We start from the raw sequence: 23387 nt of genomic DNA, 5'->3' as shown, positions 1-23387 counted from the left end.
AACCCCGATAGCCTGCCGCCATGACGCAGCGGGCCGCGGGCGCGGACACCACCCACGCGGTGTTGGCCGGCGTGGTCACCGGTGTCGTCGGGTTCACCAGCTCATTCGCGGTGGTGCTCACCGGTCTGGCCGCGGTCGGGGCCTCGCCGGACCAGGCCGCCTCCGGCCTGCTCGCCCTCTGCCTGACGATGGGCCTCGGCACGGTGTTCTTCTCGTGGCGACTCAAGGTGCCGATCACGATGGCGTGGTCGACGCCCGGTGCGGCACTGCTCGCGACCGCCGCCGTACCCCACGGTGGGTTCGGTGCAGCTGTCGGCGCGTTCATGGTCTGCGGCGTACTGCTGGCGGTGTGCGGACTGGTCCGGCCCCTCGGCGCCCTGGTCGCGCGGATCCCGGCGCCCCTGGCCAACGGCATGCTCGCCGGCGTGCTCCTCACCCTGTGCGCGGCACCGTTCCTGGCGGTGGTCGAGGAGCCGGTGGCGATCCTCCCGGTGATGGCGACGTGGCTGGCGCTGATGGCGTTCGCGCGCCGTTGGGCGGTCCCGGGCGCCCTGGTCGCGGCGGTCGTGGTGATGGCGGCCACCGGCACCTTCGGCGACCTGGCACCTGCGGACGGCGTACCCGTCGTCGAACTCGTCGCACCCACCTGGAACGCCGGCGCACTCATCGCCGTCGCGGTGCCGCTGTTCATCGTCACGATGACCTCGCAGAACATCCCCGGCATCGCCGTGCTGGCCGGTTTCGGCTATCGACCCGACATGCGCGGACCTCTCACCTATGCCGGTACGTCGTCGGTGATCGGCGCGGTCGGTGGCGGGCACGCGATCAACCTGGCCGCCATCTCGGCCGCGCTCGCAGCCGGCCCCGAGGCGCATCCCGACCCGGACCGGCGCTGGATCGCGGGTGTCTCGTGCGGGGTGACCTATCTGGCCTTCGGCCCGCTCTCCTCGCTGATCACCGCAGTCGCGGGCGCGGCCCCGCCGGGGCTGGTCGAGACCATCGCCGGTCTGGCACTGCTCGGGACGTTGGCCGGTGCGGCCTCGGCAGCACTGGGCGACGGCGACCACCGCGAGGCGGCGGCGCTGACCATCGTCGTGGCGGCGTCTGGGATGACGATCGTCGGTGTCGGAGCGGCGTTCTGGAGCCTGGTCGCGGGTGCGGCATACCTGATGGTGATGCGGCTCGCCAAACGTTGAACCTGCACTTGTTGCGCGTCCAACGGGCACTTGTTGCGGTGACGCACGGCGCTGACCGGCTCGGCGCACGCAAGAACTGCCGGTTCGACGCGCAAGAACTGCCGGTTCGACGCGCAAGAACTGCCGGTTCGGCGCGCAAGAAACGCCGGTTGGCGGTCAGTCCGGGGGCAGGGTCTCCACGGGCGGCGGCGCCGGTTCAGGTGCGAGCGTCGGCGTGGGCACGGGTGTCCGGCTCGTGGCCTCCGGGCTCGGCTCCGCGCTCGGTGTCTCAGACGTGGTCCCGCTCGACTGTTCGCCAGGTTCCTGTGACGGGAGATCACCGGTGGTCTCGCTCGGCTCGAGACTCGGCTCCACCTCATCGGTGGGTTGCTCGGTCGGTCGCTCGTCCTCGCGACGTGGCGAGGAGTCGCCGCCGCCGGTGACCCTGCCGATCGACGTCCCGCCCTTGCCGTCGGTGCCCCCGGTGAAAGAGCCGACGCTGCGGCCGGTGATCACTTCAAAGGCGGTGATCACGAGCAACGCGACCAGGAAGACGCCAGCGGTCCACAGTGCGATCTGCTTCCAGGGCAGCAGCTTGAGCCGGTCGCGCCAGGCGGTCGGGGTGGTCTCCTCGATCGCGTTGTCCAGCTCTGAGCGCGCGCTCTCCAACTTCTGGTCGGCACGCTCCAAATGTGTTTCGGCGCGCGCTGGGTTGGCGACGTTCCCGGCGCGGCGTACCTCCGACTGGGCGATCCCGACCGAGCGTTGGGCGAGCTCCTGCGCGGTGGCGAGCTTCTGTCGGCTCTTCGCCAGACCCTGGGAGTAGAAGGCGCTGGTGACGGTCAGGGTGATCGATCCGAGTGCGGCGCCGATCAACGTGCCGGCCGCCCCGAGAGTGGACAGCAGCACGGCCGAGGAGACCGCCGCCAGCGCACCAGCGAGGGTCTTGACCCAGTCGATCTCTAGTTTGGGCTTTTCTTCAGGCATTGCCCTCCAGTATGCAGACCGGTGCCACGCGAGGTGGCATAGTGCGAGGAGGGCCACCACCGGCCCCCGGACGAGGGCACCCAGTACCCGGCACGCGACAAGACTGGCTCGAAGGAGCAGTCATGTCGTGGTTCGTCCTCATCGTCTCCGGAGCCTTCGAAGCCGTCTGGGCCACCGCTCTGGGCAAGTCCGAGGGACTGAGCAGGCTCGGCCCGTCCGTCGTATTCTTCGCTGCCTTGCTGGTCAGCATGGGTGGGCTGGCCTGGGCGATGCGTGAGTTGCCGACCGGGACGTCGTACGCCGTGTGGGTGGGCATCGGCGCGACCCTCACCGTGGTCTGGGCGATGGTCACCGGCGAGGAGCCGGTCACCGCCCTGCGGATCCTGCTGCTGGCCGGGATCGTGGGTTGTGTGGCGGGGCTGAAGTTCCTGCATTGAGGTGCAGGCGCGGCCAACTCAGGCGTGGTCGCGCAGATAACGCCCGAAGTGCGGCACGGTGAAAGCGATCCGGCCGCGCTCCCCCGAATAGATCAGCCCCTTCTTCAACAACGCATCGCGGGCCGGGGAGAGGGACTGAGGCTTCTTGCCGAGCGCCGTGGCCACATCCGAGGTCGGCACCGACCCGATGTCGTCCAGCTCCTCGTCACCTGAGGCGGCAATCGCGATCGCGGCATCGGCCATCGCCCGCAGGTAGTCGCGCTCGCCGGGCGTGGCCCGCTCGAAGCGACTGCCGAAGAAGCCGACCGCGAGCTCCTCCTCCGCCTCGGGCGCCGCAACCGCGACGTCCTCCGCAGTGATCGGCGAGCGGGGCGCCTGGTCCCACACCGCCTTGCCATAGGCCTGGATGAAATAGGGATAGCCGCCGGTGACGGCATACATCTGCCCCAGCGCGTCCTCGGTGAAGCAGGCGTCCTCGTCCTCGGCGGGCGCGGAGAGCGCGCGGTCCGCGGCCTCGCGGGAGAGTCGGTCGATGCGTTGATAGCGGAAGAGCCGCTCGGAATAGGACTTCGACGCCGACAGCACCGCCGGAAGGTGCGGCAGTCCCGCACCGACCACGATCACCGGTAGGCCGGACTGGCTGATCTCGTGGCAGGCGGCGCACAGCGCGGAGACGTCGTCGGGCCCGAGGTCCTGCATCTCGTCGATGAAGACCGCGACGCCCTTGCCGACGTCGGCAGCGAGCCCGCCGATGTCGGTGAACAGCTCGACCAGGTCGATCTCGATGTCACCGGAGTCCGCGCGACCCTTCACCAGGGGCGCATCGATCCCCGGGTTCCACTGCTCACGCAGCCTGGCGTTGGGGCCGGCGTCGCGCTGGGCGAAGGACCGGATCACGCCGAGCACGTGGTCGACGTCGTCCTCCTGGGGGTGGCCGAGCTCGCGGATCGCCTGGTGCAGGGCAGAAGACAGTGGGCGCCGCAGGCCCTGGTCGGGACGCGCCTCGAGCTTGCCGGTCCCCCAGTGCCGACGCACCGCGGACGAGCGGAGCGCGTTGAGCAGGACGGTCTTGCCGACACCGCGCAGTCCGGTCAGGACCAGGGAACGCTCCGGACGCCCCCGAGCCACGCGCTCGAGCACGACGTCGAAGGCGGCGAGCTGCTCGTCGCGACCGGCGAGCTCGGGCGGCCGCTGGCCGGCGCCGGGCGCGTAGGGGTTCCTGATCGGGTCCACGATTGGAGGCTATCGGGCTGTCTAGCAAAGTCCGTAGACATTCCTAGCGAGTCGTATCAGGAGGCTCCGGACAAATCACCGGACAGGTCGCCAGCGGCCGCACGCTCATGGGCCCGGTGTCCCGCCGCCAGGGAGTACGCCGTGTCCAGACCGCTCCGCAGCGCCTCGATCAGTTCCGGCACCTCGTCGACGCCGAGCCGGAAGGACCCGGCACAGACGTTCTCGCGCCACAGCGATAGCACGACCAGGCCGGCGTCGTGGTGCCAGGAAAGGCGCATGGCACGTCCGCCGCCGCGGGAGTCGACGAAGATCGAGCCCGTCTGGGGCAGTGGCGTGGGGATCGGCAGTGCACTCACCCCTCCATGATGCGGCCGGTCCTGCCCGCTTGTCATCGCTTCGCCGCAGATCACCCGACCAGGCAGATCACCCGACCAGGCTGAACACCCGACTAGGCTGGCCGACATGCCCGAGTTGCCCGAGGTCGAGGCACTGACCCACGACCTGGCCGCCCGCCTCGACGGTCGCGTGATCAGCGCCGTCCACCTTGCCGCGTTCAGCGCGCTGAAGACCTTCGACCCGCCGCTCTCCGCCGTGGAGGGCACCTTCGTCGAGGGCGTCACGCGACACGGCAAGTTCATCGACATCTCCACAGGCGGCATCCACCTGATCGTCCACCTGGCACGCGCCGGTTGGATCCGTTGGCGCGACGAGGTCCCCGAGACCCCACCACGCCCTGGTGGAAAGTCACCGCTCGCGGTCCGGATCGTGCTCGACGACCCCGAAACCGACGAGCGCAGCGGGCTCGACATCACCGAGGCCGGGACCAAGAAGAGTCTCGCGCTGTACGTCGTACGCTCACCGCAGGACGTCGAGGGCATCGCCCGCCTCGGCCCCGATCCCCTGGACGACGCGTTCACTGTCGATGTCCTGCAGCAGATCCTCACCGACGCCGGTCGCTCGCAACTCAAGGGCGTGTTGCGCCACCAGGGCACCATCGCCGGCATCGGGAACGCCTATTCGGACGAGCTCCTGCATGCCGCGAAGATGTCCCCGTTCACGCCGGCCAGCTCACTCGACGCCGACCAGGTCGCGCTGCTGCACGCGGCGATCCGCGACGTGCTCTCCGCCGCCGTGCAGCGCGCGGACGGCGTGGCGATGAGCGAGCTCAAGGGTGAGAAGAAGTCGAACCTGGCCGTGCACGGCAAGACCGGCAAGGCGTGCCCGGTGTGTGGCGACATCGTGCGGGAGGTGTCGTTCGCGGACTCGAGCCTGCAATATTGCGCGACCTGCCAGACCGGCGGAAAGCCGCTCGCAGATCGACGGACCAGCAAGTTCCTCAAGTAGCTGCAGTCCGTAGGCTGGGTCCCATGCGAGTTCCCACCGTGAGCATCGACGCCGTCCCCAACCCGCTTCCCGCAGGCCTCCACGTCCTCGACGTCCGCGAGGACGCCGAGTGGAGGGCCGGCCACATCGAGGGCGCCCTGCACATCCCGATGATGGAGCTCGGCGAGCGACTCGACGACGTACCCCTCGAGCAGACCCTGGTGGTGTGCAAGGTCGGCGGCCGCTCCGCACAGGCATCCGCGTGGCTGGTGAGCCAGGGGCGCGACGTGGTGAACCTCGACGGCGGCATGCTCGACTGGGCGGCGGCCGGACGACCGATGCTCAGCGAGACCGGTCAGGACCCGCAGGTCCTCTGACGCAGTGCGGGACCAGCTGATCAGCAGTTCTTGTCGACCCAGTCGTGATAGGCCTTCAGCTGCAGGCTCTCGAGCTCGCTGACGTCCTCCTCGACCTGGGCGATGGCACGCTTCTCGAAGACGATCTCCACGATCCCGGCCCACAGCTCGAAGCCCTCGCGGACCTCTGAGGGCACGTCCTTGCGGACGATGCCGGCCTCCTGGATCGCGGCGACGTCCTTCTGCAGATCCTTGAGTCGTTCCCGCTCCTGGGCGGCGTCGAGCTCCTCGCAGAACTCCTTCGCGCTCAGCTGGGTCGTGCCCTCGTCCGGACGGTTGTCGGACTTGTCCTCGTTGGTGCACCCCGCCGCAGTCAGAGCGATGGCGAACACGGAGGCGATGGCAACCAGCCGCATGTGGGTTCTCCTGGCGATCGTGGACTCTGGACCTCGTTCATCATGACGGACGATCGGTCGGCCCGCCACGACGACCCCTGAAATGCAGGAGCGGGTGCCCCGGTCATCAGACCGCGACACCCGCACCCGGGCTGCTCAGTGGCAGGACGTCACTGCTGTCCGCCGAGGGCATCGGCGCACTTGGGGCCGATCCAGCCCGAGAACGCCTGGAGGTTCTTCTTGGCGTCCGGGTTGGCGTCGAAGGCCTTCTTCGCGGTCTCCGCGTCCTTCGAGCCGGTCAGGACCTCGTGATAGAAGTCGAACCCTTCCTTGGCATCGGCCGGGATGTCGGCCGGGGGCTCGATGTCGTGCAACGCATCCCAGGCTTCCTGAGCCTTCTTGTAGTCGCCGCTGGACTCGGCCTGGCCGGCCGCCACGACGGCCTGGCAGAACGCGGCCAGTTCGCCGTCGGCCGCCGGCTGGCTCTCCTCAGGAGTCGCGGGAGACTCCTCCTCGGTGCCTTCGGACTCAGGACCGGGGGTCGGCGAGGCGGAGTTGTTCGAGTCGCTCTTCTTGTCGCTGTCCTTGTCGTCCTCGCCGCAGGCAGCGGTCATCCCGCCGAGCAGAACGAGGCTCGCGGCAACGAGGGAAAGTCGCGTGGTGCGCATTGTGAATCTCAACCTTCTGGGGTTCGGGTCCATCGGAATCGGGTTCCGGGGTTCGCACGTTCAGCGTGCCCACAACCTTGTGGGCTGAACGCGCACGGATGGACCAGTTGATGTGACTCGCGACCCGACGCTACGCAACGGTGCCAAGCCCGCCGCGAACCGCGGTGCCGGAACGACGTACGGGCGCCACCGGCGTTGAGGCCGGTGACGCCCGTACGGCGTGATCAGATCAGCTGCAGGTCTCGCCCACGTAGGTGAAGTAGGCCTCGACCTGCTTCTCCTTGTCCTTGTCGCCCTCGTAGGGGGCTTCCTTGTCGTCCTCGTCCGCCTCGTCGATGGCGTCAGCGAAGACCTCGAAGCCCTTGCGGGCGTCGTCCGGCATGCCCTTGGGGGTGCCGACCTCGACCAGGTCCTCGTAGGCGTCCTTGATCTTGTCAGCGTCGCTGCCCTGCTCACCGGTCTTCTTTACGGCGGCGCAGAACTCCTTCTTGGAGGCGTCGTCGGGCGCACCCGAAGCGCCACCACCACACGCCGCGGTCATGCCGCCCATCAGGACAAGGCTGGCTCCGACGAGTGCAAGTCGCTTGGTACGCATTTTTTCACCTTCCAGTGAACTACTCAGGGATATCGAGGGCACCCTGCCCACCCAGGCCTGTTTCTACACATGCCATTCTCAAGATCTTCTCAGAAACTCCGGCCGACACCGTTTGTTCAGTCGCACGTCTTCGACTGGAAGGCGAAGTAGGTGTCCATCTTTGCCTGCTCGGACTTCGACGCGTCGGCATAGACCTCACCCGCGGAGGCCAGGTCGTCGGCGTCGGCATAGAGGTCGCGCAGGAGCTCCAGCCCCTCGACGACCTCCTTGTCGGCCCGGCTCGGCAGGCTGGTGGCGAGCACCGTGATGGAGCTGCGCAGGGACTGGATGTCTGCGGCCAGCCCGGCCTCGAGGGCGGCCTGGCAGTACGGCGCGTCCGTGCCCTTCACAGTCGTCGTCGGCAGCGGCACCGTGGGGCCGTCGTCGGCCGAGGTCGACTCACCCTCCGGAGCGCCCGGTGCGTCCGTGCCGCTGCCCGGAAGCTGCGGGGAGGCGCTGCTGGTCCCCTCGGGGGTCGGGGTGGCTCCTCCCCCGGACGAATCGTCACCACAGGCGGTGAGCAGGCCGAGCGCCATCAGTGTGGCGGCGCAGGCAAGAGTGAATCGGCTCATCGTGCTCATTCCTCACGGGTGGGTCGCTGTGGACAAGGGTGCCTCATCAGTCGAAGCGCTCGGGCAGCGGCAGCGCGAGCGCCGCGCGCAGACGAGCCAGGTAGTCGACCCGCGCGATCTCCACCACGCCCAGCGTCTCGAGGTGATCGGTCTGCCACTGCACGTCGACCAGCCGTTCTTCGCGGCCGTCGTCGAGCAGCTCCACCAGCCCGACCAGGGCCACCTTGGAGGCGTCACGGACCCGGTGGAACATCGACTCGCCGGCAAAGAGTCCGCCCGCGGCAACGCCGTACAGTCCCCCGGCCAGCTCGCCGTCGCGCCAGGCCTCGACCGAGTGCGCCCAGCCGAGCCGGTGCAGCTCGACGTAGGCGGTGCGGATCTCGGGTTCGATCCAGCTGCCGTCCCGCGACGGGTCGGCGCAGGCGTCGATGACCTCCTCGAATGCGGTGTCCACGCGGATCTCGAACTGCTTGCAGGACTTGCGCAACGAGCGGGTGATGCGTACGCCGTCCAGCGGCAGGACCCCGCGGCGCTGCGGCGACCACCAGCCGAGCTCGCCGTCGACCGGCATCGGGAAGAAGCCCGACCGATAGGCGCGCAGCAGGGTGCCGGGGCGCAGGTCGGCCCCGAGGGCGACCAGGTCGTCGGGCACACCGCTGGGATCGGGAAAATCCCAAGGAGTCGCGTCTGGTTCGGTCGGCACGCGGACAGCCTAGTGATCGCGAACGCCTGCCTAGGATGTCCGCATGGGCATTGGAAGCACGGTCGGCAAGAAGTTCGCTCCGAAGATCACGGACCTGGCGCCGCAATACACCCACGGCTTCATCCGCGAGGCACTCAAGCGCGCCATCGAGGGCATCGGACCGCTGGACTCCGCGGCCGAGGCCGCGAGCAACAAGCTCGCCAAGGCCGGCGGTAACGTCGACGAGGCGGTCGACAAGACCATCCTGCGCCACGTGGAGTACGCCGGCGCGCAGGGCTTCGCGACCAACATCGGCGGTCTCGTCACCGCGGCTGCCACCATCCCCGTCAACATCACCGGCCTGGCGCTGATCCAGGTTCGGATGGTCGCCGTCATCGCCTCGCTGCGGGGTCATGACCTCGCCGACCCGAAGGTGCAGACCGCCGTACTGCTCTGCCTGCTCGGTGAGTCCGACGTGAAGCGGGTGATCAAGGAGGGCCGGATCCCTGCTCCCCCGATGGCGATCGCGACCGCGCCGGCCCATGACCCTCAGTTGGACACCACGATCTCCGGTGTCGTCGCCGCCGAGCTCCTTTCGGCCGTGGCCGGCAAGCGGATGGCCACCACCGTCGGTCGGCGCGTCCCGGTGCTCGGCGGTGCGGTCGGGATGAGCGCCGATGCGTGGTCGACCTGGCGAATCGGTCGTTATGCGGCCAAGGAGCTGCTGGCACGCCCCCAACTCAACAAGAAGCGCTGACCCGGACCACCTGCGACGCTGACCCGTCGTGAATTCGCGTTCTGCGGCTACGCAGGATGTGAATTCACGACGGGTCAGCGTTGATTTGGGGGTACGTCGTGGGGTGCGGCCTCAGGCGAGGGCGGTGACCACTCGGCTCGGGCTCTCCCGACCGAGCTTCTCCGCCATCCACACGCTGGTCGCGACCAGCGAGTCCAGGTCCACGCCGTGCTCGATGCCCAGGCCGTTGAGCATCCAGACCAGGTCCTCGGTGGCCAGGTTGCCGGTCGCGCTCTCGGCATAGGGGCAGCCGCCCAGGCCGCCGGCGCTGGCGTCGAAGGTGGTGATCCCGACCTCGAGTGCCGCATAGGCGTTGGCCAGCGCCTGGCCGTAGGTGTCGTGGAAGTGCACCGCGAGCGCGTCGGTGCCGAGTCCGGCCTCGCCGAAGGCGGTGATCAGCTGCTTGACGTGGCCGGCGGTGCCGACCCCGATCGTGTCGCCGAGACTGAGCTGGCTGGCACCGAGGTCGAAGAGTCGCTTGCCCACCGAGACCACCTGGTCGATCGGGACCGCACCCTCCCACGGGTCGCCGAAGCACATCGAGACATAGGCGCGGACGTCCATCCCGGCCTCGCGCGCACGCACCACCGTCGGTTCGAACATGGCGAACTGCTCGTCCAGGCTGCGGTTCAGGTTCTTGTTGGCGAAGGTCTCGGTGGCGCTGCCGAAGATCGCGATGTGCTTGAGGCCGAGCTCCAGCGCCCGGTCCAGGCCACGCTCGTTGGGGACCAGCACCGGGAGATCGGGGTTGTCCAGCATCGTCATCAGCTCGGCCGCGTCGGCGAGCTGCGGCACCCACTTGGGGTGCACGAAGCTGGTTGCCTCGACGATCGGCAGGCCAGCGGCGAGCAGGCGGCGTACGAACTCGGCCTTGGTCTGCACGTCGACCACGGACTTCTCGTTCTGCAGGCCGTCGCGGGCGCCGACCTCCCAGATCGTGACCTTGGCGGGCAGGGCGGTCATTCGGCGGCCTCCTCGGAGTCGGGATCCACCGTGAACAGTACGACGCCCAGCGCGACCTGCTCCCCGGCCGCGTGGTTCACCTCGACCACTGTGCCGTCGAAGGGAGCCTTGAGGGCGAGCTCCATCTTCATCGCCTCCATCGCGCCGAGCGGGTCGCCTGCGCTGACCCGGTCGCCGACTGCCACGTTGACCGTCAGCACCGTGCCCGGCATCGGGGCCAGGATGGTGCCATCGCCGACCGCTGGGCCCTGGTCGGCGAAGAGGTCGGGGCGGGCGAAGACGTGACGCTGGCCGCGGTGCACGACCTCGACCCGGTGGGCGGTGACCGCGGTGGTGGCCCCGTGCCGGGTGCCGTCGATGGCGAGCACGGTCCGCCTGCAGTCGACGCGGCTGCCGTGCGAGTGCGACTCGACGACGGGGTTGCCGTCCACGGTGCCGGCGGCCCGGTCGACGACCACGTCGCGGTCGAGCTCGATCGTGATCGGGGCCGGACGGGCACCGTCACGCCAACCGTCGAGCTGGCCCGGACCGCGGCCGACCTCGGGCGCGGCCGCCCAGGCAGCGAAGATCCGGGCGATGTCGTTCTCCGGTGTCGGCACCTGGTTGCGGTCGAGCCAGGCGGTGTCGATGGTGGCGTCGCGGAACTCGTCGGAGGCCGCGAGCGCGCGCAGGAAGCCGGTGTTCGTGGTCAGCCCGAAGATCGTGGCCTGGTCGAGCGCGCGGACCAGGGCGGTGCGGGCCGCCTCCCGATCGGCGCCGTGGACGATGATCTTGCCGAGCATCGGGTCGAAGCTGGTGCTGACCACCTGCCCGGTCTCCAGGGCGGCATCGATCCGGGCCAGCTCGGGCCAGTGCACCAGGCTGGCGGTGCCGGCCTGCGGAAGGAAGTCGTTGAACGGGTCCTCGGCATAGACCCGGGCCTCGATCGCGTGCCCGTCGACCCAGAGGTCGTCCTGGCCGAACGGGAGCTCGGCACCGGCCGCGATCCGCAGCTGCAGCTGGACGAGGTCGACCTTGTCGCCGGCCGGGTTGTGGGCGACCACGGCCTCGGTGACCGGGTGCTCGACCTGGAGGCGGGTGTTCATCTCCAGGAAGTAGGCCTGACCGGTGGCCTCGTCGAGCAGGAACTCGACGGTGCCGGCGTTGGTGTAGCCGACCTGCTTCGACAGCGCGACCGCGGAGTCGAGGACGAGTTGGCGCGTCTCGCTGCTGATCGTCGGGGCGGGAGCCTCCTCCAGCACCTTCTGGTGGCGGCGCTGGGTGGAGCAGTCGCGCTCGAAGAGGTGGACCACGTTGCCGTGGTGGTCGGCGATGACCTGCACCTCGATGTGGCGGCCGCGTTCGACGTACTTCTCGACCAGGATCGTGTCGTCGCCGAAGGCACTGGCGGCCTCGCGCTTGGCGGCGGCCACGGCGTCGTCGAACTCCTCGGCACTGCGCACGATGCGCATGCCCTTGCCGCCACCGCCGGCGGCGGCCTTGACCAGGACCGGGAACTCGTCGGCGTTGGTGGGGACCACCGGCACTCCGGCGGCGACGGCGATCTCGCGGGCGGCGTCCTTGCGGCCCATCTGCTCCATCACGGTCGAGCTCGGGCCGACCAGCTTGAGGCCGGCCTCCTCGACGGCCCGAGCGAACTCGGCGCGTTCGGAGAGGAAGCCATAGCCGGGGTGGATGGCGCTGGCGCCGGTCTCCTGCGCGGCCGAGACGACGGCATCGATGTCGAGGTAGGAGGAGATGTGCACGGCCTGGTCGGCCTCGCGCGCGTGCGGCGCGCCGGCATCGGGGTCGGTGTAGACCGCGATGCTGCGGATGCCGAGCGCACGGGCGGCACGGATCACCCGAAGCGCGATCTCGCCGCGGTTGGCGATGAGGACGGAACTCAGCATGGGATTCTCCCGGTGGTCGAGCAGCGAGCAGGTGAGCGATCGGTCGAGGCCACTGCGATCACATCCTGAAGACGCCGTAGTTGGGCTGCGGAACCGGCGCGTGGGCGGCGGCCTCGAGGCCGATCCCGAGCACGCGACGGGTGTCGACGGGGTCGATCACACCGTCGTCCCAGATCCGGGCGGTGGAGAAGTACGGCGAGCCCTGGGCCTCGTACTGGTCGCGGATCGGGGCCTTGAAGGACTCCTCGTCCTCGGCGCTCCACTCGCCACCCTTGGCCTCGATGCCGTCGCGCTTGATGGTCGAGAGCACCGAGGCGGCCTGCTCGCCGCCCATCACCGAGATCCGGGCGTTGGGCCACATCCACAGGAAGCGCGGGTCATAGGCGCGTCCGCACATGCCGTAGTTGCCGGCGCCGAACGAGCCACCGATGACGACGGTGAACTTGGGCACCACGCTGCAGGCGACCGCGGTGACCAGCTTGGCGCCGTCCTTGGCGATGCCGCCATTCTCGTATTCGCGCCCGACCATGAAGCCGGAGATGTTCTGCAGGAAGACCAGCGGGATCTTGCGCTGGTTGCACAGCTCGATGAAGTGCGCGCCCTTGAGGCTGGACTCGCTGAACAGGATCCCGTTGTTGGCCACGATGCCGACCGGGTGGCCCCAGATCCGGGCGAACCCGGTCACCAGGGTCTCGCCGTAGAGCTGCTTGAACTCCTGGAAGCGGCTGCCGTCGACGATCTTGCGGATCACGTCGCGTACGTCGTACGGCGTGCGCGTGTCGGCGGGCACCACGTCGTACAGGCCCGCGGGGTCCTCGAGCGGCTCCTCGACCTCGTGCACCTCCCACGGGCTCGCGGGGGCGTTGGGCACGGTCTCCATGATCCCGCGCACGATCGCCAGCGCATGGGCGTCGTCATTGGCCAGGTGGTCGACGACGCCGGACTTGCGGGCGTGCACGTCACCGCCGCCGAGGTCCTCGGCCGTGACGACCTCACCGGTCGCGGCCTTCACCAGCGGCGGACCGCCGAGGAAGATCGTGGCCTGGTCCTTGACGATCACGGTCTCGTCCGACATCGCGGGGACATAGGCGCCACCGGCGGTGCAGGAGCCCATCACCGAGGCGATCTGGGGGATCCCCTCGCCGCTCATGTTGGCCTGGTTGAAGAAGATCCGGCCGAAGTGCTCGCGGTCGGGGAAGACGTCGTCCTGCATCGGCAGGAAGGCGCCGCCGGAGTCGACGAGCGAGATGACCGGGAGCTTGTTGGCGCGGGCGATCTCCTGGGCACGCAGGTGCTTCTTGACCGTGATCGGGTAGTAGGTGCCGCCCTTGACGGTGGCGTCGTTGGCGATGATCACGCACAACCGGCCGCTGACCATGCCGAGTCCGGTGACCATGCCGGCGCTGGGGACGGTGTTCTCGCCCTCGGCGGCCTCGTACATTCCGGTGGCCGCCAGAGCGCTGAGCTCGAGGAAGGGGCTGCCGGGGTCGAGCAGCCGGTCCACCCGGTCGCGGACCAGCAGCTTGCCGCGGTCGGTGTGCTTGGTGCGCGCGGCCGGGCTGCCACCGGCGCCGTCGTTGCGTACGGCGGCCAGCCGGGCGCGCAGGTCGTCGGCCAGTCCGCGCATGGTGACGTCGCTCTGGGTCTCACTCATGTGGTTAATGATCACTAACCTGCTGTCGGAATGCAACCCCTCCGATCGCGATCCGGCACCGCAGGTGAAGGATCGCTAACCTTGGGTCATGAGCCGTCGCGAACAGATCGTCGCCACCGCCGCGACGCTGTTCGCCGAGCGCGGCTTCCACGGCGTCTCCGTCGGCGAGATCGGTGGGGCGGTCGGCATCAGCGGACCCGCGCTCTACAAGCACTTCCCCGCCAAGGACGCGATCCTTGCCGAGATGCTGGTCTCGATCTCTGAGGAGCTGCTCCGCGAGGGCAAGCAGCGGGTCGCCGGAGCAGCAGAACCCCGCGCCGCTCTCGCGTCCCTGATCGACTGGCACATCTCCTTCGCCCTGGCCAACAAGGCGCTGATCATCGTCCAGGACCGCGACTGGTCCTCGCTGCCGGACGAGGCGCGCGAACGGGTCCGGACGCTGCAGAGGCAGTACGTCGACCTGTGGGCCACGCAGCTGCGCACGCTCGACCCCGCCCTCGACCAGGTCGAGGCGCAGGCCCGTGCGCACGCCACGTTCGGCCTGCTCAACTCCACCCCGCACAGCGCCTTCCTTCCGGAGCCCGCGATGCGGGACCTGCTCCAGGAGATGGCCGAGAGAGGATTGGGACTATGACGTCCGAGAAGAGCACCCGCTGGTTCACCGAGCGGTCCCTGGAGCAACGCAAGGAATACGCCCAGCGGTTCGTCCGGATTGCCGCCGAAGGCAACGACATCGACGGCGAGGCCCGCCTGATCGACGCGATGGCCACCCCCGGCAGCCGCATCCTCGACGCCGGCTGCGGCGCCGGCCGGATCACCAACGCCCTCACCCTGCGCGGCCACGAAGTGATCGGCGTGGACGCCGATCCGCTGCTCATCGAGGCCGGCCGCGAACAGCACCCGGAGGCCGACCTGCGCGTCCTGGACCTCGTCGACCTCTCCGAGGACCTCGGCACGTTCGACCTGATCGTCTGCACCGGCAACGTGATGGCCTTCGTCGAACCCGGATCCGAGGCGGGGATCCTCGAGGCGATGTCGCGCATCCTGGCCCCGAACGGCCGGGCCGTCTTCGGCTTCCACATCGACCGCGCCTATCCGCTGGCCGACCTCGACCAGCACGGGGTCGCCGCCGGGTGGCAGCTCGAGCACCGCTTCGGCACCTGGAACCTCGACCCGTTCACCGACGAGAGCGACTGGGCGGTCTCGGTCTTCCGAGGCTGACCCGGCCCGAACTTGGGCGATTGCTGGCCGCGGGCACGCCGTACGGCAACAATCACCTCGTGACGCGATCGGACTCCCGAGCCTTCGGCTCCCTCCTGCTCGGCCCGGCTGACCAGGGGCCGCGCCAGCTGCGCGTCCGGATCCAGGTGCTGCTCACCGTGCTGCTGGTCGGCACCAACGTGATCGGCGCGGCCGTGGTGGTGGCGCTCGCGTTCGTGATCATCCCCGGCGAGCCGATCAACCGACCGTTCAGCCTCGCCCTCGCGATCACCACCCCGGCCTACGTCCTGGTCGCCGTCCTGGTCGGCACGACGTACGGCACGATCAGCACCGTGCGCGCCCTGCGGTGGGCGACCAACGACGAGGTGCCGACCCCCGCGCAGAGGTATGCCGCACTCAGATTGCCGTGGCGGTTGAGCCTGATGCAGGCCGCGTTGTGGGGTGCGGGCGCGCTGCTCTTCACCGGGTTGGCGATCGTGCTGCAGCCGGCCGCGATCCTCAGCATCGCGTTTGCCGTCGTGATCGCCGGCGTGGTGGTGAGCTCGGTGGCCTACCTGATCACCGAGTTCGTGCTCCGCCCGATCGCCGCACGCGCGCTGACCGACACCGAGCTGACCCGCTCGCGCGGGATGGGCGTGCGCGGCCGGCTGCTGATCTTCTGGGGCCTGGGCACCGCGGCGCCGGTGCTCGGCCTGGTGGTCGGAGCGATCGTCGTGCTCGCCGTCCCGAACGCCTCCTCGCGGCAGTTCGCCGTCGTCGTGCTCGGCCTGTCGGGGGTGATCCTGCTCTTCGGGCTGCTGGTCACCGACCTCACCGCCCGCGCAGTGGTCGGTCCGCTGCTGGCCGTACGCCGTGCGCTGGGTCGGATCCGCGTCGGTGAGTTCGGCGAACAGATCGTGGTCTATGACGGCACCGAGCTGGGCGAGCTCCAGCACGGGTTCAACGCGATGTCGAGCGGGTTGGCCGAGCGCGAACGGATCCGGGACCTGTTCAACCGGCACGTGGGTGAGCAGGTCGCCGAGGCCGCCTCGTCGCTGGACCAGGTCGAGATGGGCGGGACCACCTCGACGGTCTCGACGCTGATGATCGACCTCAAGGGATCCACCACCTTCGCCACCCAGCACTCCGCCCAGGAGGTGGTGGCGATGCTGAACCGGTTCTTCTCGGTGGTGATCAGCGAGGTCGACGCCCGTGGCGGGCTGGTCAACAAGTTCATGGGCGACGCGGCGCTGGCGATCTTCGGTGCGCCCGTCGAGCACGACGACCATGCGACCGCGGCGCTCGCCTCGGCGCGCGCGATGGCCGACCGGCTCCGCGTCGAGGTGCCCGAGATCGGCTTCGGGATCGGGGTCTCGACCGGTGATGTGGTGGCCGGGAACATCGGCGACGAGACCCGGTTCGAGTACACCGTGATCGGTGACGCGGTGAACAGCGCAGCGCGGCTCACCGACCTGTCCAAGGACGTGCCCGGCGAGGTCCTGGTCACCGCCGCCACCGTGGCCGCGGCCACCGAACAGGAGGCTGAGCACTGGCAGCCCAGTGAGCCGGTGCTGCTGCGCGGGCGCAACGAGCTGACCACCGTCGCCGTACGCGTCGAGGCGCGCGGCTAGCCTCACAACCATGCGCCTTCGCCTGGGACGTCCCGACATCAACGCCTATGGCGACCGCTTCGACGTCCCGGTCGCGCACGGGAACCTGTCGATCACCTTCCTCGGCGTCTCCACCCTGCTGATCACCGACACCACCACCTCGCTGCTCACCGACGGGTTCTTCTCCCGGCCCTCCCTGGCCAAGGTCGCCCTGGGCAGGCTCCAGGTCGACGACGCCAGGATCGATGCCGCGCTCAACCACATGGACGTGGACCGGGCGGACGCGGTGCTGCCCGTGCACAGCCACTTTGACCACGCGATGGACTCGGCGGTCGTGGCCGAGCGGACCGGCGCGCAGCTGGTCGGCGGCACCTCGACGGCCAACATCGGCCGCGGGCACGGGCTCGCCGAGAATCGCCTCACGGTGGTCACCCCGGGCGTGCCCACGACGTACGGCGACTTCACGATCACCCACGTCGAGAGCAGCCACTGCCCGCCGGACCGCTATCCGGGGACGATCACCGAGCCGGTGCGTACGCCGGCCCGCGCGGCTGCCTACAAGTGCGGCGAGGCCTGGTCGATCATCGTCGCGCACCAGTCCGGCCCCTCGGTCCTGGTGCAGGGCAGCGCCGGATTCGTGCCCGGCGCGCTGGCGGGACACCACGCCGACGTCGTCTATCTCGGCGTCGGCCAGCTCGGGGTGCAGAGCGAGGACTACATCGCGACGTTCTGGAACGAGACGGTGCGCGCCGTGGGCGCGAAGCGCGTCGTGCTGATCCACTGGGACGACTTCTTCCGTCCGCTCGACCGGCCGTTGCGGGCGCTGCCCTTCGCGGGCGACGACCTCGACCGGACGATGCGTCTGCTCGACGACCACGCCCGGCGTGACGGCGTCCAGCTGCACTTCCCGACGCTGTGGCGCCGCGAGGACCCCTGGCGCGGCCTGTCCTGACCGGCCCGGCTCAGAACAGGTGGTCCGGGTCCCCGCCGGACTCGATCACCTGGAGGATCCGGGCCGCGCGCACCGCAGCGTCGTACGCCGCGTCCACGTCGGCCTCGTCCTCGGCCCCCTCCCCAGCTGCGCCTGCGTCTGCGGATGGGCCTGCCGCCGCCACGGAGCGCCGATGCAGTCGCGCCAGTAGCGTCTCCTTGGCGAGACCACGCAGGAGCAGCAGCTGGAACGGGTCGTCATTGATCAGCCAGGTGAACTGGGTCAGCACCGCGAGGCCGTGCACGCACGGTTGCGCCCAGGCTTGGCACGAGCACTCGGCAGCCAGCTCGGAGCCGTAGGGCAACAGCTCGACGCCGGAGTCCTCCGCGTCCTCGATCAGCTGGTGCGGCAGCTGGCCCGCCGCCAGCTCGGCGATGCGTCCCGACTCGGCGGCCACCAACTCGACCAGGATCGCGATCGCCTCCTCGCCCAGCACCGGGACGGTGACCTGCACCGTCCAGGCGTCGTCACCCTCGGTGACCGCGGCGACCAGCGAGCCCGATCCCACGGTGATCGAGCCGACCGCACCGCGGCGGGCCAACGCCCGCCCGGTGCGCAGCTCGTCCTGGTGGTACGCCGCCTCCTCGACGGCGCGCGACCACGCCTTGCTCCACCACGGCATCGGTCTCGATCCGCGCCGGGGCGCGAACCGGGGATGGGTCACCGCACCCATCAGTCTCTCCGTCGCAGCGTCACCAGGTCACGGAGCTCGGAGTCGTCGAGCTCGGTCAGGCCGGCCTCGCCGCGAGCCAGCACCGAGTCGGCGATCGCGCGCTTGCGGGTGAGCAGCTCGGCGATGCGTTCCTCGATGGTGCCCTGGGTGATCAGCCGGTGCACCTGCACCGGTCGGGTCTGGCCGATCCGGTAGGCACGGTCGGTGGCCTGTTCCTCGACCGCCGGGTTCCACCACCGGTCGAAGTGGACGACGTGGTCGGCGGCGGTCAGGTTGAGCCCGGTGCCGCCGGCCTTGAGCGAGAGCAGGAAGACCGGCACCTCGCCGGCCTGGAAGGAGGCCACCATCGCCTCGCGCTCACGGACCGGGGTGCCGCCGTGCAGGAGCTGGTGGTCCACCCCGGCGGTGACCAGGTGCTCGGAGAGCAGCCGGGCCATCGCGACGTATTGGGTGAAGACCAGGACCGCGCCGTCCTCCGCCAAGACCGTGCCGAGCAGCTCGTCGAGCAGGTCCAGCTTCTCCGAGCGGCCGGCCAGCCGGCCGCCGCCCTGCTTGAGGTAGTGCGCAGGGTGGTTGCAGATCTGCTTCAGCCCCGTCAGCAGTGCGAGCACCAGGCCGCGGCGGGCGTGCTCGTCGGCCCGCTCGATGCGCTCCATCGACTCACGCACCAGGGTCTCGTAGAGCACGGTCTGCTCGCGGGTCAGTGCCAGCGGGTGGTCGGTCTCGGTCTTGGCCGGCAGCTCCGGTGCGATCCCCGGGTCCGACTTGCGTCGGCGCAGCAGGAACGGCTCGATCAGGTCGGCGAACTGGCTCGCCTTCGCCGGCCAGTGACCGGACTCGATCGGCGCCGCCCACACCTTGCGGAACGCGTTGCGCGAGCCCAGCAGACCTGGCACCGCCCAGTCCAGGATCGCCCACAGCTCGGTCAGGTTGTTCTCCACCGGGGTGCCCGAGAGCGCGATCCTGGCGTGCGCCTCGATGGTCCGCAGCGCCTTGGCCGTGGAGGATGCCGGGTTCTTGATGTGCTGCGCCTCGTCGGCCACGACCAGGTCCCAGGTGATCGACTTCAGCGCATGGGCGCCTGCGGAGGCCGCATCCGAGCGCATCGTGCCGTAGGTGGTCAGCACGAAGCCGGGGCCCAGGTCCTCGAGCGAGCGCTGGTTGCCGTGGAAGCGACGGACCGGGGTGCCGGGGGCGAACCGCCGGATCTCGGCCTCCCAGTTGCCCAGAAGGGAGGCGGGACAGACCACCAGCGTCGGCCGTCCGGAGGTCAGCCCGGCCTCGAGCCGGTGCAGGTGCAGGGCGATCACGGTGATGGTCTTGCCCAGGCCCATGTCGTCGGCCAGGCAGCACCCCAGTCCCAGTGACGTCATCTCGGCCAGCCAGGTCAGTCCGTGCTTCTGGTAGTCGCGCAGCTGGGCCTGCAAGGCGGCCGGAACGGCCATCGGCTCCCGCGTCGCCGCGGTCCTCAGCTGTTCGCGGACCTTGAGCAGGCTGGCGCCGACGATGACCTTGGTGTCCTGCTCGGCGACCTCGACCACGCCGGTCAGGGTCGCGGCCAGCGCTTGGGCCGGCTTGACGGTGCGGATCAGGCGCTTCTTGGCGCGCCGGGCCGTGTCGGTGTCGATCAGGATCCAGTTGTCCCGCAGCCGGATGATCGGCCGCGTCGCGCTGGCCAGCTGCTCCATCTCGTCCTCGGTGAGGGGATCGCCGTTGATGGCGAGCTGCCACTTGAACGAGAACAGGCCCTCGGTGCCGAAGAGGCCGTCGACCAGGGGCTCCTCCTGCTTCGAGCCGCGCGCACGCTCCTTGGCCGAGGACGCGTCGAGCACGGCGTCGCTGGTCAGCGCTCCCTGCAGGCTCCTGGGCCACAGCACGTCCACGCCGCACCCGCGCAGTGCCTCGACCCCGTCATCGAGCAGGGAGGCCAGCTCGACGGCGTCGAGGGTGATCTCGTCGGGCACCTCCAGCTCGAGCAGCCGCTCCAGCACCGGCCACGCCTGCGCGGCGGCGCGGAGCGCGATCGTGGCATGCATCCGCGCCCGGTCACCGAAGCCGTGCGCCGCATCGGGGCCGGACTCGGTCCACAGCAGGGCGGCCTCGGCGAAGTGCAGTCGGTTCAGCTCGTCGTGCACCTGGAGCACCAGCCGCACGCAGCCGCCGAGCAGCTCGCCCTCGTCGGCCTCCATCCGCAGGCTCAGGGTGACCAGGTGCGGCCGGTCGTCCGGCTCGAGGTGCTTGGCGAGCCGCGACTGCAGGCTGGCCGAGAACGGTTTCGACGCCAACCTCTCGGACCGGCCACCGCGCCGCAGCGGGGCCGCGGCGGGACGACGTACGGCCGACGGCGCCGAGCGGGGCAGAGCGTCCGCGACGGCGTCGAGCATCCCGCGCACCATGGTCTCGGCGTCGTCGACCTCGGCGTGTGCGGGCGAGCGGGCGAGCAGGACCACCCGTTCGGTGTCCTCCCGGGAGAGCGGCGTGATCCGCCAGCCCGCCTCGGGCGACGGCTCGAGCTTGCCGTCGGCGACGAACTGCATGCCCATCAGTGCGGCGCCACTGAGCAACGACACCGTCGGGTGGACGTCGTCGCGGCCGCGGGACTTGGTCAGCGTGGGCAGGGCTGCGCGGATCGGCAGGCTCACCGTGCGCCGTTCGTCGCTGAACTCGACCACGCTCTCCCCGGCCGGGCTGGCGGGATGGAAGGTGGCCGGGCCGGTGACGGGGATGAAACTCACCCTGTGAACCTAGCCCGGCCCTGCGACAACCCCATTCAGCGCACGGTGAAGACCGAGGAGTACGCCGCTCCGCGCTCCGCGTCGCCGCTCGTGTAGAGCCGGAGCGTGGTGCCCCGCTTGTAGAACCGGTTGACCGGGACGCTGACCCGGCCGGTGCTCGAGGTCGTCGCCGAGCGCACCCAGCGCTGCTTCCCGCCCGGCTCCTTGACCAGCAGCCAGACCTTCAGCCACGCCTCCCGGGGGCCACCGATGCCTTGCCGGGCGATGCCGGTGACCCGGCCGGTACGGCGCCAATCACTGGGCACGCTCAACCCGAGCGTGATCGGGATGTGGCCGGTGGTGCTGCCCCGGATCCCGGTGCGGAAGTCGCGGAACCCGTCGTAGCGCCCCTTCATCCACAACACGCTGAACTTCTGCGCTGCACCCCACGGACTGGTCGGGTTGCGCAGGTCGGAGGCCGCGCCCGAGATCGGCGTCGCGGTCCAGGTGCGTCCGTGGTCGGGCGTGTTCAGCTCGTGCACCTGGTCGTCGCCGCCGACACCGTTGACCAGGTGGACCTTGTAGCCGTCCCCGCTGTCGATCGCCAACCCACGCGGCGATCCCCGGCGCCGAGCCAGGGTGTAGGTCTTCCACCGTCCGTCGTAGCCCAGCCGGGACCACTTGTGGGTGTAGGTCCGCGCCGAGACGCTGCGGTCGATCGTGGTGAACACGACGGCGGGCCGGCCGTCGGCCAGCGCCACGTCATAGACCCGGACCCGTCCGTCGATGCTGCGTCCGTTGTAGATCGTGGTGCCCAGGCGCGGGTTGGCCGGGCGTTGCCGGGTGGCACTCAGCGTGGTGATCACCGAGCCGCTGCTGCGACGCAGGGTGTGGTCGTCGGTGCGGTAGTACATGTGGAACAGCGAGGTGTCCACGTCGTTGGAGGGGTGTCCGTCGGTCATCGTCAGGTGGATCCGGCGCCACCCATCAGAGGTCGCCTCGACGTAGGGCCAGGTGTCGACGTTCCAGCTGGGCCGCTTGATCACCTCGACGGCCTTGCTCCAGGTGCGCAGGTCCTTGCTCGTGGTGAGCATCCACATCCGGTCCGAGTCACGCCGGGTGAGCAGGTGGTAGGGCCGCCCGGAGCCGCGCAGGTAGAAGGCCTGGACATAGGTCGCCGGGGCGTTCTCCAGGCCCGAGCCCTTCAGGCTCCTGGTCGCGCTCATTGCCGAGATGTCGTCGGCGCCCCGGGAGATCCGGTAGCGCACCGGAGCCAACGCGTGGCCCGCCCAGAACGCGACGATCTTGCGGCCCGGTGTCTGGACCAGGGCCGGCGCGTTGTGGTCATCGCGCTCCTGGCGTGCGCGCAGCGTGGTCGTGGTCATCAGGGCGTCGGAGTGGCGCACCGAGGTCAGCATCACCGAGCCGCTGCGGGCCACATAGCCGAGATAGGTGGCCCGGCTGCTCTCCAAGACGCGAGGGTCCATGTACCAGGACCAGGCGCCGTTGCTGGTCAGTCGCACTTCCTTGGCGGCCGCAGCCTTGCGTGCGGCGGAGAGCTGCTCGATCTCCTGGACCGGCTGTTCCTCGGTCTGCAACGACTCGGAGGAGAGCTCCTCGGCGAGTTTCTTCTCCGCCATCGTCGGGGGTTCGTCGCCCTGCGGGTCCGCGTTCGCGGTGCCGCCGACATCGAGCAACGTCACGGCCAGCACGGTGGCCAGGGTCAGGACGATTCCGGATCGCTTCGTGCGCATGTGTGAACCCCCCAAGTGAGTCGCACCGCACCCTACGTCACCAGGCGACCCACCGGGCCCGGATCCAAGCATGGCGCTTCGGGCACTTCCCTATGCTCGCTGCATGAGCATCCTCGACATGTCCATCGCCCGCCTCGACGGCACCCCGGCAACGCTCGGCGAGATCACCGGTGGCAAGCCCGCCCTGCTGGTCAACGTCGCCTCCAAGTGTGGCCTCACCCCGCAATACACCGCCCTGGAGCAGTTGCACGAGGAGTACGCCGACCGCGGCTTCACCGTCGTCGGCCTGCCCTGCAACCAGTTCATGGGCCAGGAGCCCGGCACCGCGGAGGAGATCGCCGAGTTCTGCTCCGCCAGCTATGGGGTGAGCTTCCCGATGACCGAGAAGATCGAGGTCAACGGAGACGACGCCCACGAGATCTATGCCGAGCTGGTCGCCACGCCCGATCAGGACGGTGAGGCGGGTGACGTGCAGTGGAACTTCGAGAAGTTCCTGATCGCCGGAGACGGCACCGTGATCTCCCGCTTCCGTCCGGCGGTGACCCCCGACGACCCCCAGATCGTCGATGCGGTGAAGACCCTGGTCGGCTGACCGGTCCCGGTGGGCTGGCTGTGGGCTGATTGTGGGCTGACGGTGGGGCAGGACACACTCGCGCTAGTCGAAAGTAGGGTGCGCCGGGG

General features: G+C 69.7%; 24 protein-coding genes and 1 riboswitch. Of the genes, 10 read left to right on the top strand and 14 right to left on the bottom strand.

What is annotated here, in order from left to right; genetic code table 11:
- Window positions 1-20 precede the first annotated feature (20 nt).
- Window positions 21-1196: a benzoate/H(+) symporter BenE family transporter gene (locus BJ980_RS12275; protein WP_179502554.1), complete on the top strand. Its 1176-nt coding sequence runs from the start codon at window positions 21-23 to the stop codon at window positions 1194-1196.
- Window positions 1197-1352: 156 nt separating this feature from the next.
- On the opposite strand, the gene BJ980_RS12270 is transcribed toward BJ980_RS12275, so the two are convergent.
- Window positions 1353-2162 (bottom strand): hypothetical protein, encoded by an 810-nt coding sequence (locus BJ980_RS12270; protein ID WP_179502553.1) that lies wholly within the window; start codon window positions 2160-2162, stop codon window positions 1353-1355.
- 45 nt (window positions 2163-2207) lie between these two features.
- Window positions 2208-2273: riboswitch (guanidine-III (ykkC-III) riboswitch) on the top strand.
- An 11-nt stretch (window positions 2274-2284) separates the two neighbouring features.
- On the opposite strand from BJ980_RS12270, the gene BJ980_RS12265 reads away from it, so the two are divergent.
- Window positions 2285-2599 carry a DMT family transporter gene (locus BJ980_RS12265; RefSeq protein WP_179502552.1) on the top strand — a complete coding sequence of 105 codons (315 nt, stop codon included), beginning with the start codon at window positions 2285-2287 and terminating at the stop codon, window positions 2597-2599.
- An 18-nt stretch (window positions 2600-2617) separates the two neighbouring features.
- Here BJ980_RS12265 and BJ980_RS12260 read toward each other — a convergent pair whose 3' ends face one another.
- Window positions 2618-3832, bottom strand: a complete 1215-nt coding sequence (locus BJ980_RS12260; protein ID WP_179502551.1) for an AAA family ATPase — start codon at window positions 3830-3832, stop codon at window positions 2618-2620.
- Window positions 3833-3888: 56 nt separating this feature from the next.
- Window positions 3889-4188, bottom strand: coding sequence for a hypothetical protein (locus tag BJ980_RS12255; protein WP_179502550.1), 300 nt, complete (start codon window positions 4186-4188; stop codon window positions 3889-3891).
- A 106-nt stretch (window positions 4189-4294) separates the two neighbouring features.
- Between BJ980_RS12255 and BJ980_RS12250 the strand changes: the two genes are divergently transcribed.
- Window positions 4295-5176 carry an Fpg/Nei family DNA glycosylase gene (locus BJ980_RS12250; RefSeq protein ID WP_179502549.1) on the top strand — a complete coding sequence of 294 codons (882 nt, stop codon included), beginning with the start codon at window positions 4295-4297 and terminating at the stop codon, window positions 5174-5176.
- A gap of 23 nt (window positions 5177-5199) precedes the next feature.
- The gene (locus BJ980_RS12245) at window positions 5200-5532 is read left to right on the top strand and encodes a rhodanese-like domain-containing protein (protein WP_179502548.1); all 333 of its coding nucleotides are present in this window, start codon (window positions 5200-5202) and stop codon (window positions 5530-5532) included.
- Window positions 5533-5552: 20 nt separating this feature from the next.
- Here BJ980_RS12245 and BJ980_RS12240 read toward each other — a convergent pair whose 3' ends face one another.
- The 5 genes from BJ980_RS12240 to aat form a co-directional block, all read right to left on the bottom strand.
- Window positions 5553-5927, bottom strand: a complete 375-nt coding sequence (locus tag BJ980_RS12240; protein WP_179502547.1) for a hypothetical protein — start codon at window positions 5925-5927, stop codon at window positions 5553-5555.
- A 149-nt stretch (window positions 5928-6076) separates the two neighbouring features.
- Window positions 6077-6574 carry a hypothetical protein gene (locus BJ980_RS12235; protein ID WP_179502546.1) on the bottom strand — a complete coding sequence of 166 codons (498 nt, stop codon included), beginning with the start codon at window positions 6572-6574 and terminating at the stop codon, window positions 6077-6079.
- Between the two features lie 229 nt (window positions 6575-6803).
- Window positions 6804-7169 carry a hypothetical protein gene (locus tag BJ980_RS12230; protein ID WP_179502545.1) on the bottom strand — a complete coding sequence of 122 codons (366 nt, stop codon included), beginning with the start codon at window positions 7167-7169 and terminating at the stop codon, window positions 6804-6806.
- Between the two features lie 116 nt (window positions 7170-7285).
- Entirely contained in the window at window positions 7286-7780 is a 495-nt protein-coding gene (locus tag BJ980_RS12225) for a hypothetical protein (RefSeq protein WP_179502544.1), read from the bottom strand.
- Between the two features lie 46 nt (window positions 7781-7826).
- Window positions 7827-8483 carry a leucyl/phenylalanyl-tRNA--protein transferase gene (aat, locus tag BJ980_RS12220; RefSeq protein ID WP_179502543.1) on the bottom strand — a complete coding sequence of 219 codons (657 nt, stop codon included), beginning with the start codon at window positions 8481-8483 and terminating at the stop codon, window positions 7827-7829.
- A gap of 43 nt (window positions 8484-8526) precedes the next feature.
- Here aat and BJ980_RS12215 point away from each other — a divergent pair, with 43 nt between their 5' ends.
- On the top strand, window positions 8527-9219 hold the full coding sequence (locus BJ980_RS12215) for an EcsC family protein (protein WP_179502542.1): 693 nt from the start codon (window positions 8527-8529) through the stop codon (window positions 9217-9219).
- Between the two features lie 111 nt (window positions 9220-9330).
- On the opposite strand, the gene BJ980_RS12210 is transcribed toward BJ980_RS12215, so the two are convergent.
- Genes BJ980_RS12210 through BJ980_RS12200 form a run of 3 tightly spaced genes read right to left on the bottom strand, consistent with a single transcriptional unit; the run spans window position 9331 to window position 13764 of the window.
- Complete coding sequence (locus BJ980_RS12210) at window positions 9331-10221, bottom strand: hydroxymethylglutaryl-CoA lyase (RefSeq protein WP_179502541.1); 891 nt, start codon at window positions 10219-10221, stop codon at window positions 9331-9333.
- Window positions 10218-12110, bottom strand: coding sequence for an acetyl/propionyl/methylcrotonyl-CoA carboxylase subunit alpha (locus BJ980_RS12205; protein WP_179502540.1), 1893 nt, complete (start codon window positions 12108-12110; stop codon window positions 10218-10220). The genes BJ980_RS12210 and BJ980_RS12205 overlap by 4 nt, the downstream gene beginning before the upstream one ends.
- Before the next feature lie 58 nt (window positions 12111-12168).
- Window positions 12169-13764, bottom strand: coding sequence for a carboxyl transferase domain-containing protein (locus tag BJ980_RS12200; RefSeq protein ID WP_281363724.1), 1596 nt, complete (start codon window positions 13762-13764; stop codon window positions 12169-12171).
- Between the two features lie 88 nt (window positions 13765-13852).
- Here BJ980_RS12200 and BJ980_RS12195 point away from each other — a divergent pair, with 88 nt between their 5' ends.
- From BJ980_RS12195 to BJ980_RS12180, 4 genes are read left to right on the top strand one after another with little or no spacing between them, the layout of a single operon-like run.
- Window positions 13853-14398 carry an SACE_7040 family transcriptional regulator gene (locus BJ980_RS12195; RefSeq protein ID WP_179502539.1) on the top strand — a complete coding sequence of 182 codons (546 nt, stop codon included), beginning with the start codon at window positions 13853-13855 and terminating at the stop codon, window positions 14396-14398.
- Window positions 14395-14985, top strand: a complete 591-nt coding sequence (locus BJ980_RS19030; RefSeq protein WP_179502538.1) for a class I SAM-dependent methyltransferase — start codon at window positions 14395-14397, stop codon at window positions 14983-14985. The genes BJ980_RS12195 and BJ980_RS19030 overlap by 4 nt, the downstream gene beginning before the upstream one ends.
- A 59-nt stretch (window positions 14986-15044) precedes the next feature.
- On the top strand, window positions 15045-16595 hold the full coding sequence (locus BJ980_RS12185; RefSeq protein ID WP_179502537.1) for an adenylate/guanylate cyclase domain-containing protein: 1551 nt from the start codon (window positions 15045-15047) through the stop codon (window positions 16593-16595).
- Between the two features lie 10 nt (window positions 16596-16605).
- Complete coding sequence (locus BJ980_RS12180) at window positions 16606-17526, top strand: MBL fold metallo-hydrolase (protein WP_179502536.1); 921 nt, start codon at window positions 16606-16608, stop codon at window positions 17524-17526.
- A 10-nt stretch (window positions 17527-17536) separates the two neighbouring features.
- On the opposite strand, the gene BJ980_RS12175 is transcribed toward BJ980_RS12180, so the two are convergent.
- The 3 genes from BJ980_RS12175 to BJ980_RS12165 are packed head-to-tail and all read right to left on the bottom strand — an operon-like array spanning window position 17537 to window position 22706.
- Complete coding sequence (locus BJ980_RS12175) at window positions 17537-18187, bottom strand: SWIM zinc finger family protein (protein ID WP_246279964.1); 651 nt, start codon at window positions 18185-18187, stop codon at window positions 17537-17539.
- Between the two features lie 50 nt (window positions 18188-18237).
- Window positions 18238-20973 carry an SNF2-related protein gene (locus tag BJ980_RS12170; protein WP_179502535.1) on the bottom strand — a complete coding sequence of 912 codons (2736 nt, stop codon included), beginning with the start codon at window positions 20971-20973 and terminating at the stop codon, window positions 18238-18240.
- A gap of 35 nt (window positions 20974-21008) precedes the next feature.
- Complete coding sequence (locus BJ980_RS12165; protein WP_179502534.1) at window positions 21009-22706, bottom strand: BNR-4 repeat-containing protein; 1698 nt, start codon at window positions 22704-22706, stop codon at window positions 21009-21011.
- Between the two features lie 103 nt (window positions 22707-22809).
- On the opposite strand from BJ980_RS12165, the gene BJ980_RS12160 reads away from it, so the two are divergent.
- On the top strand, window positions 22810-23298 hold the full coding sequence (locus BJ980_RS12160; RefSeq protein WP_179502533.1) for a glutathione peroxidase: 489 nt from the start codon (window positions 22810-22812) through the stop codon (window positions 23296-23298).
- The last annotated feature ends 89 nt before the right edge of the window (window positions 23299-23387 follow it).

It is taken from the genome of Nocardioides daedukensis (genome assembly GCF_013408415.1).
In the GTDB taxonomy this organism is placed as follows: Bacteria; Actinomycetota; Actinomycetes; order Propionibacteriales; family Nocardioidaceae; genus Nocardioides; species Nocardioides daedukensis.
Note: the sequence above shows the minus strand (reverse complement) of the source record. Positions and strands in the feature narration are given on the sequence as shown.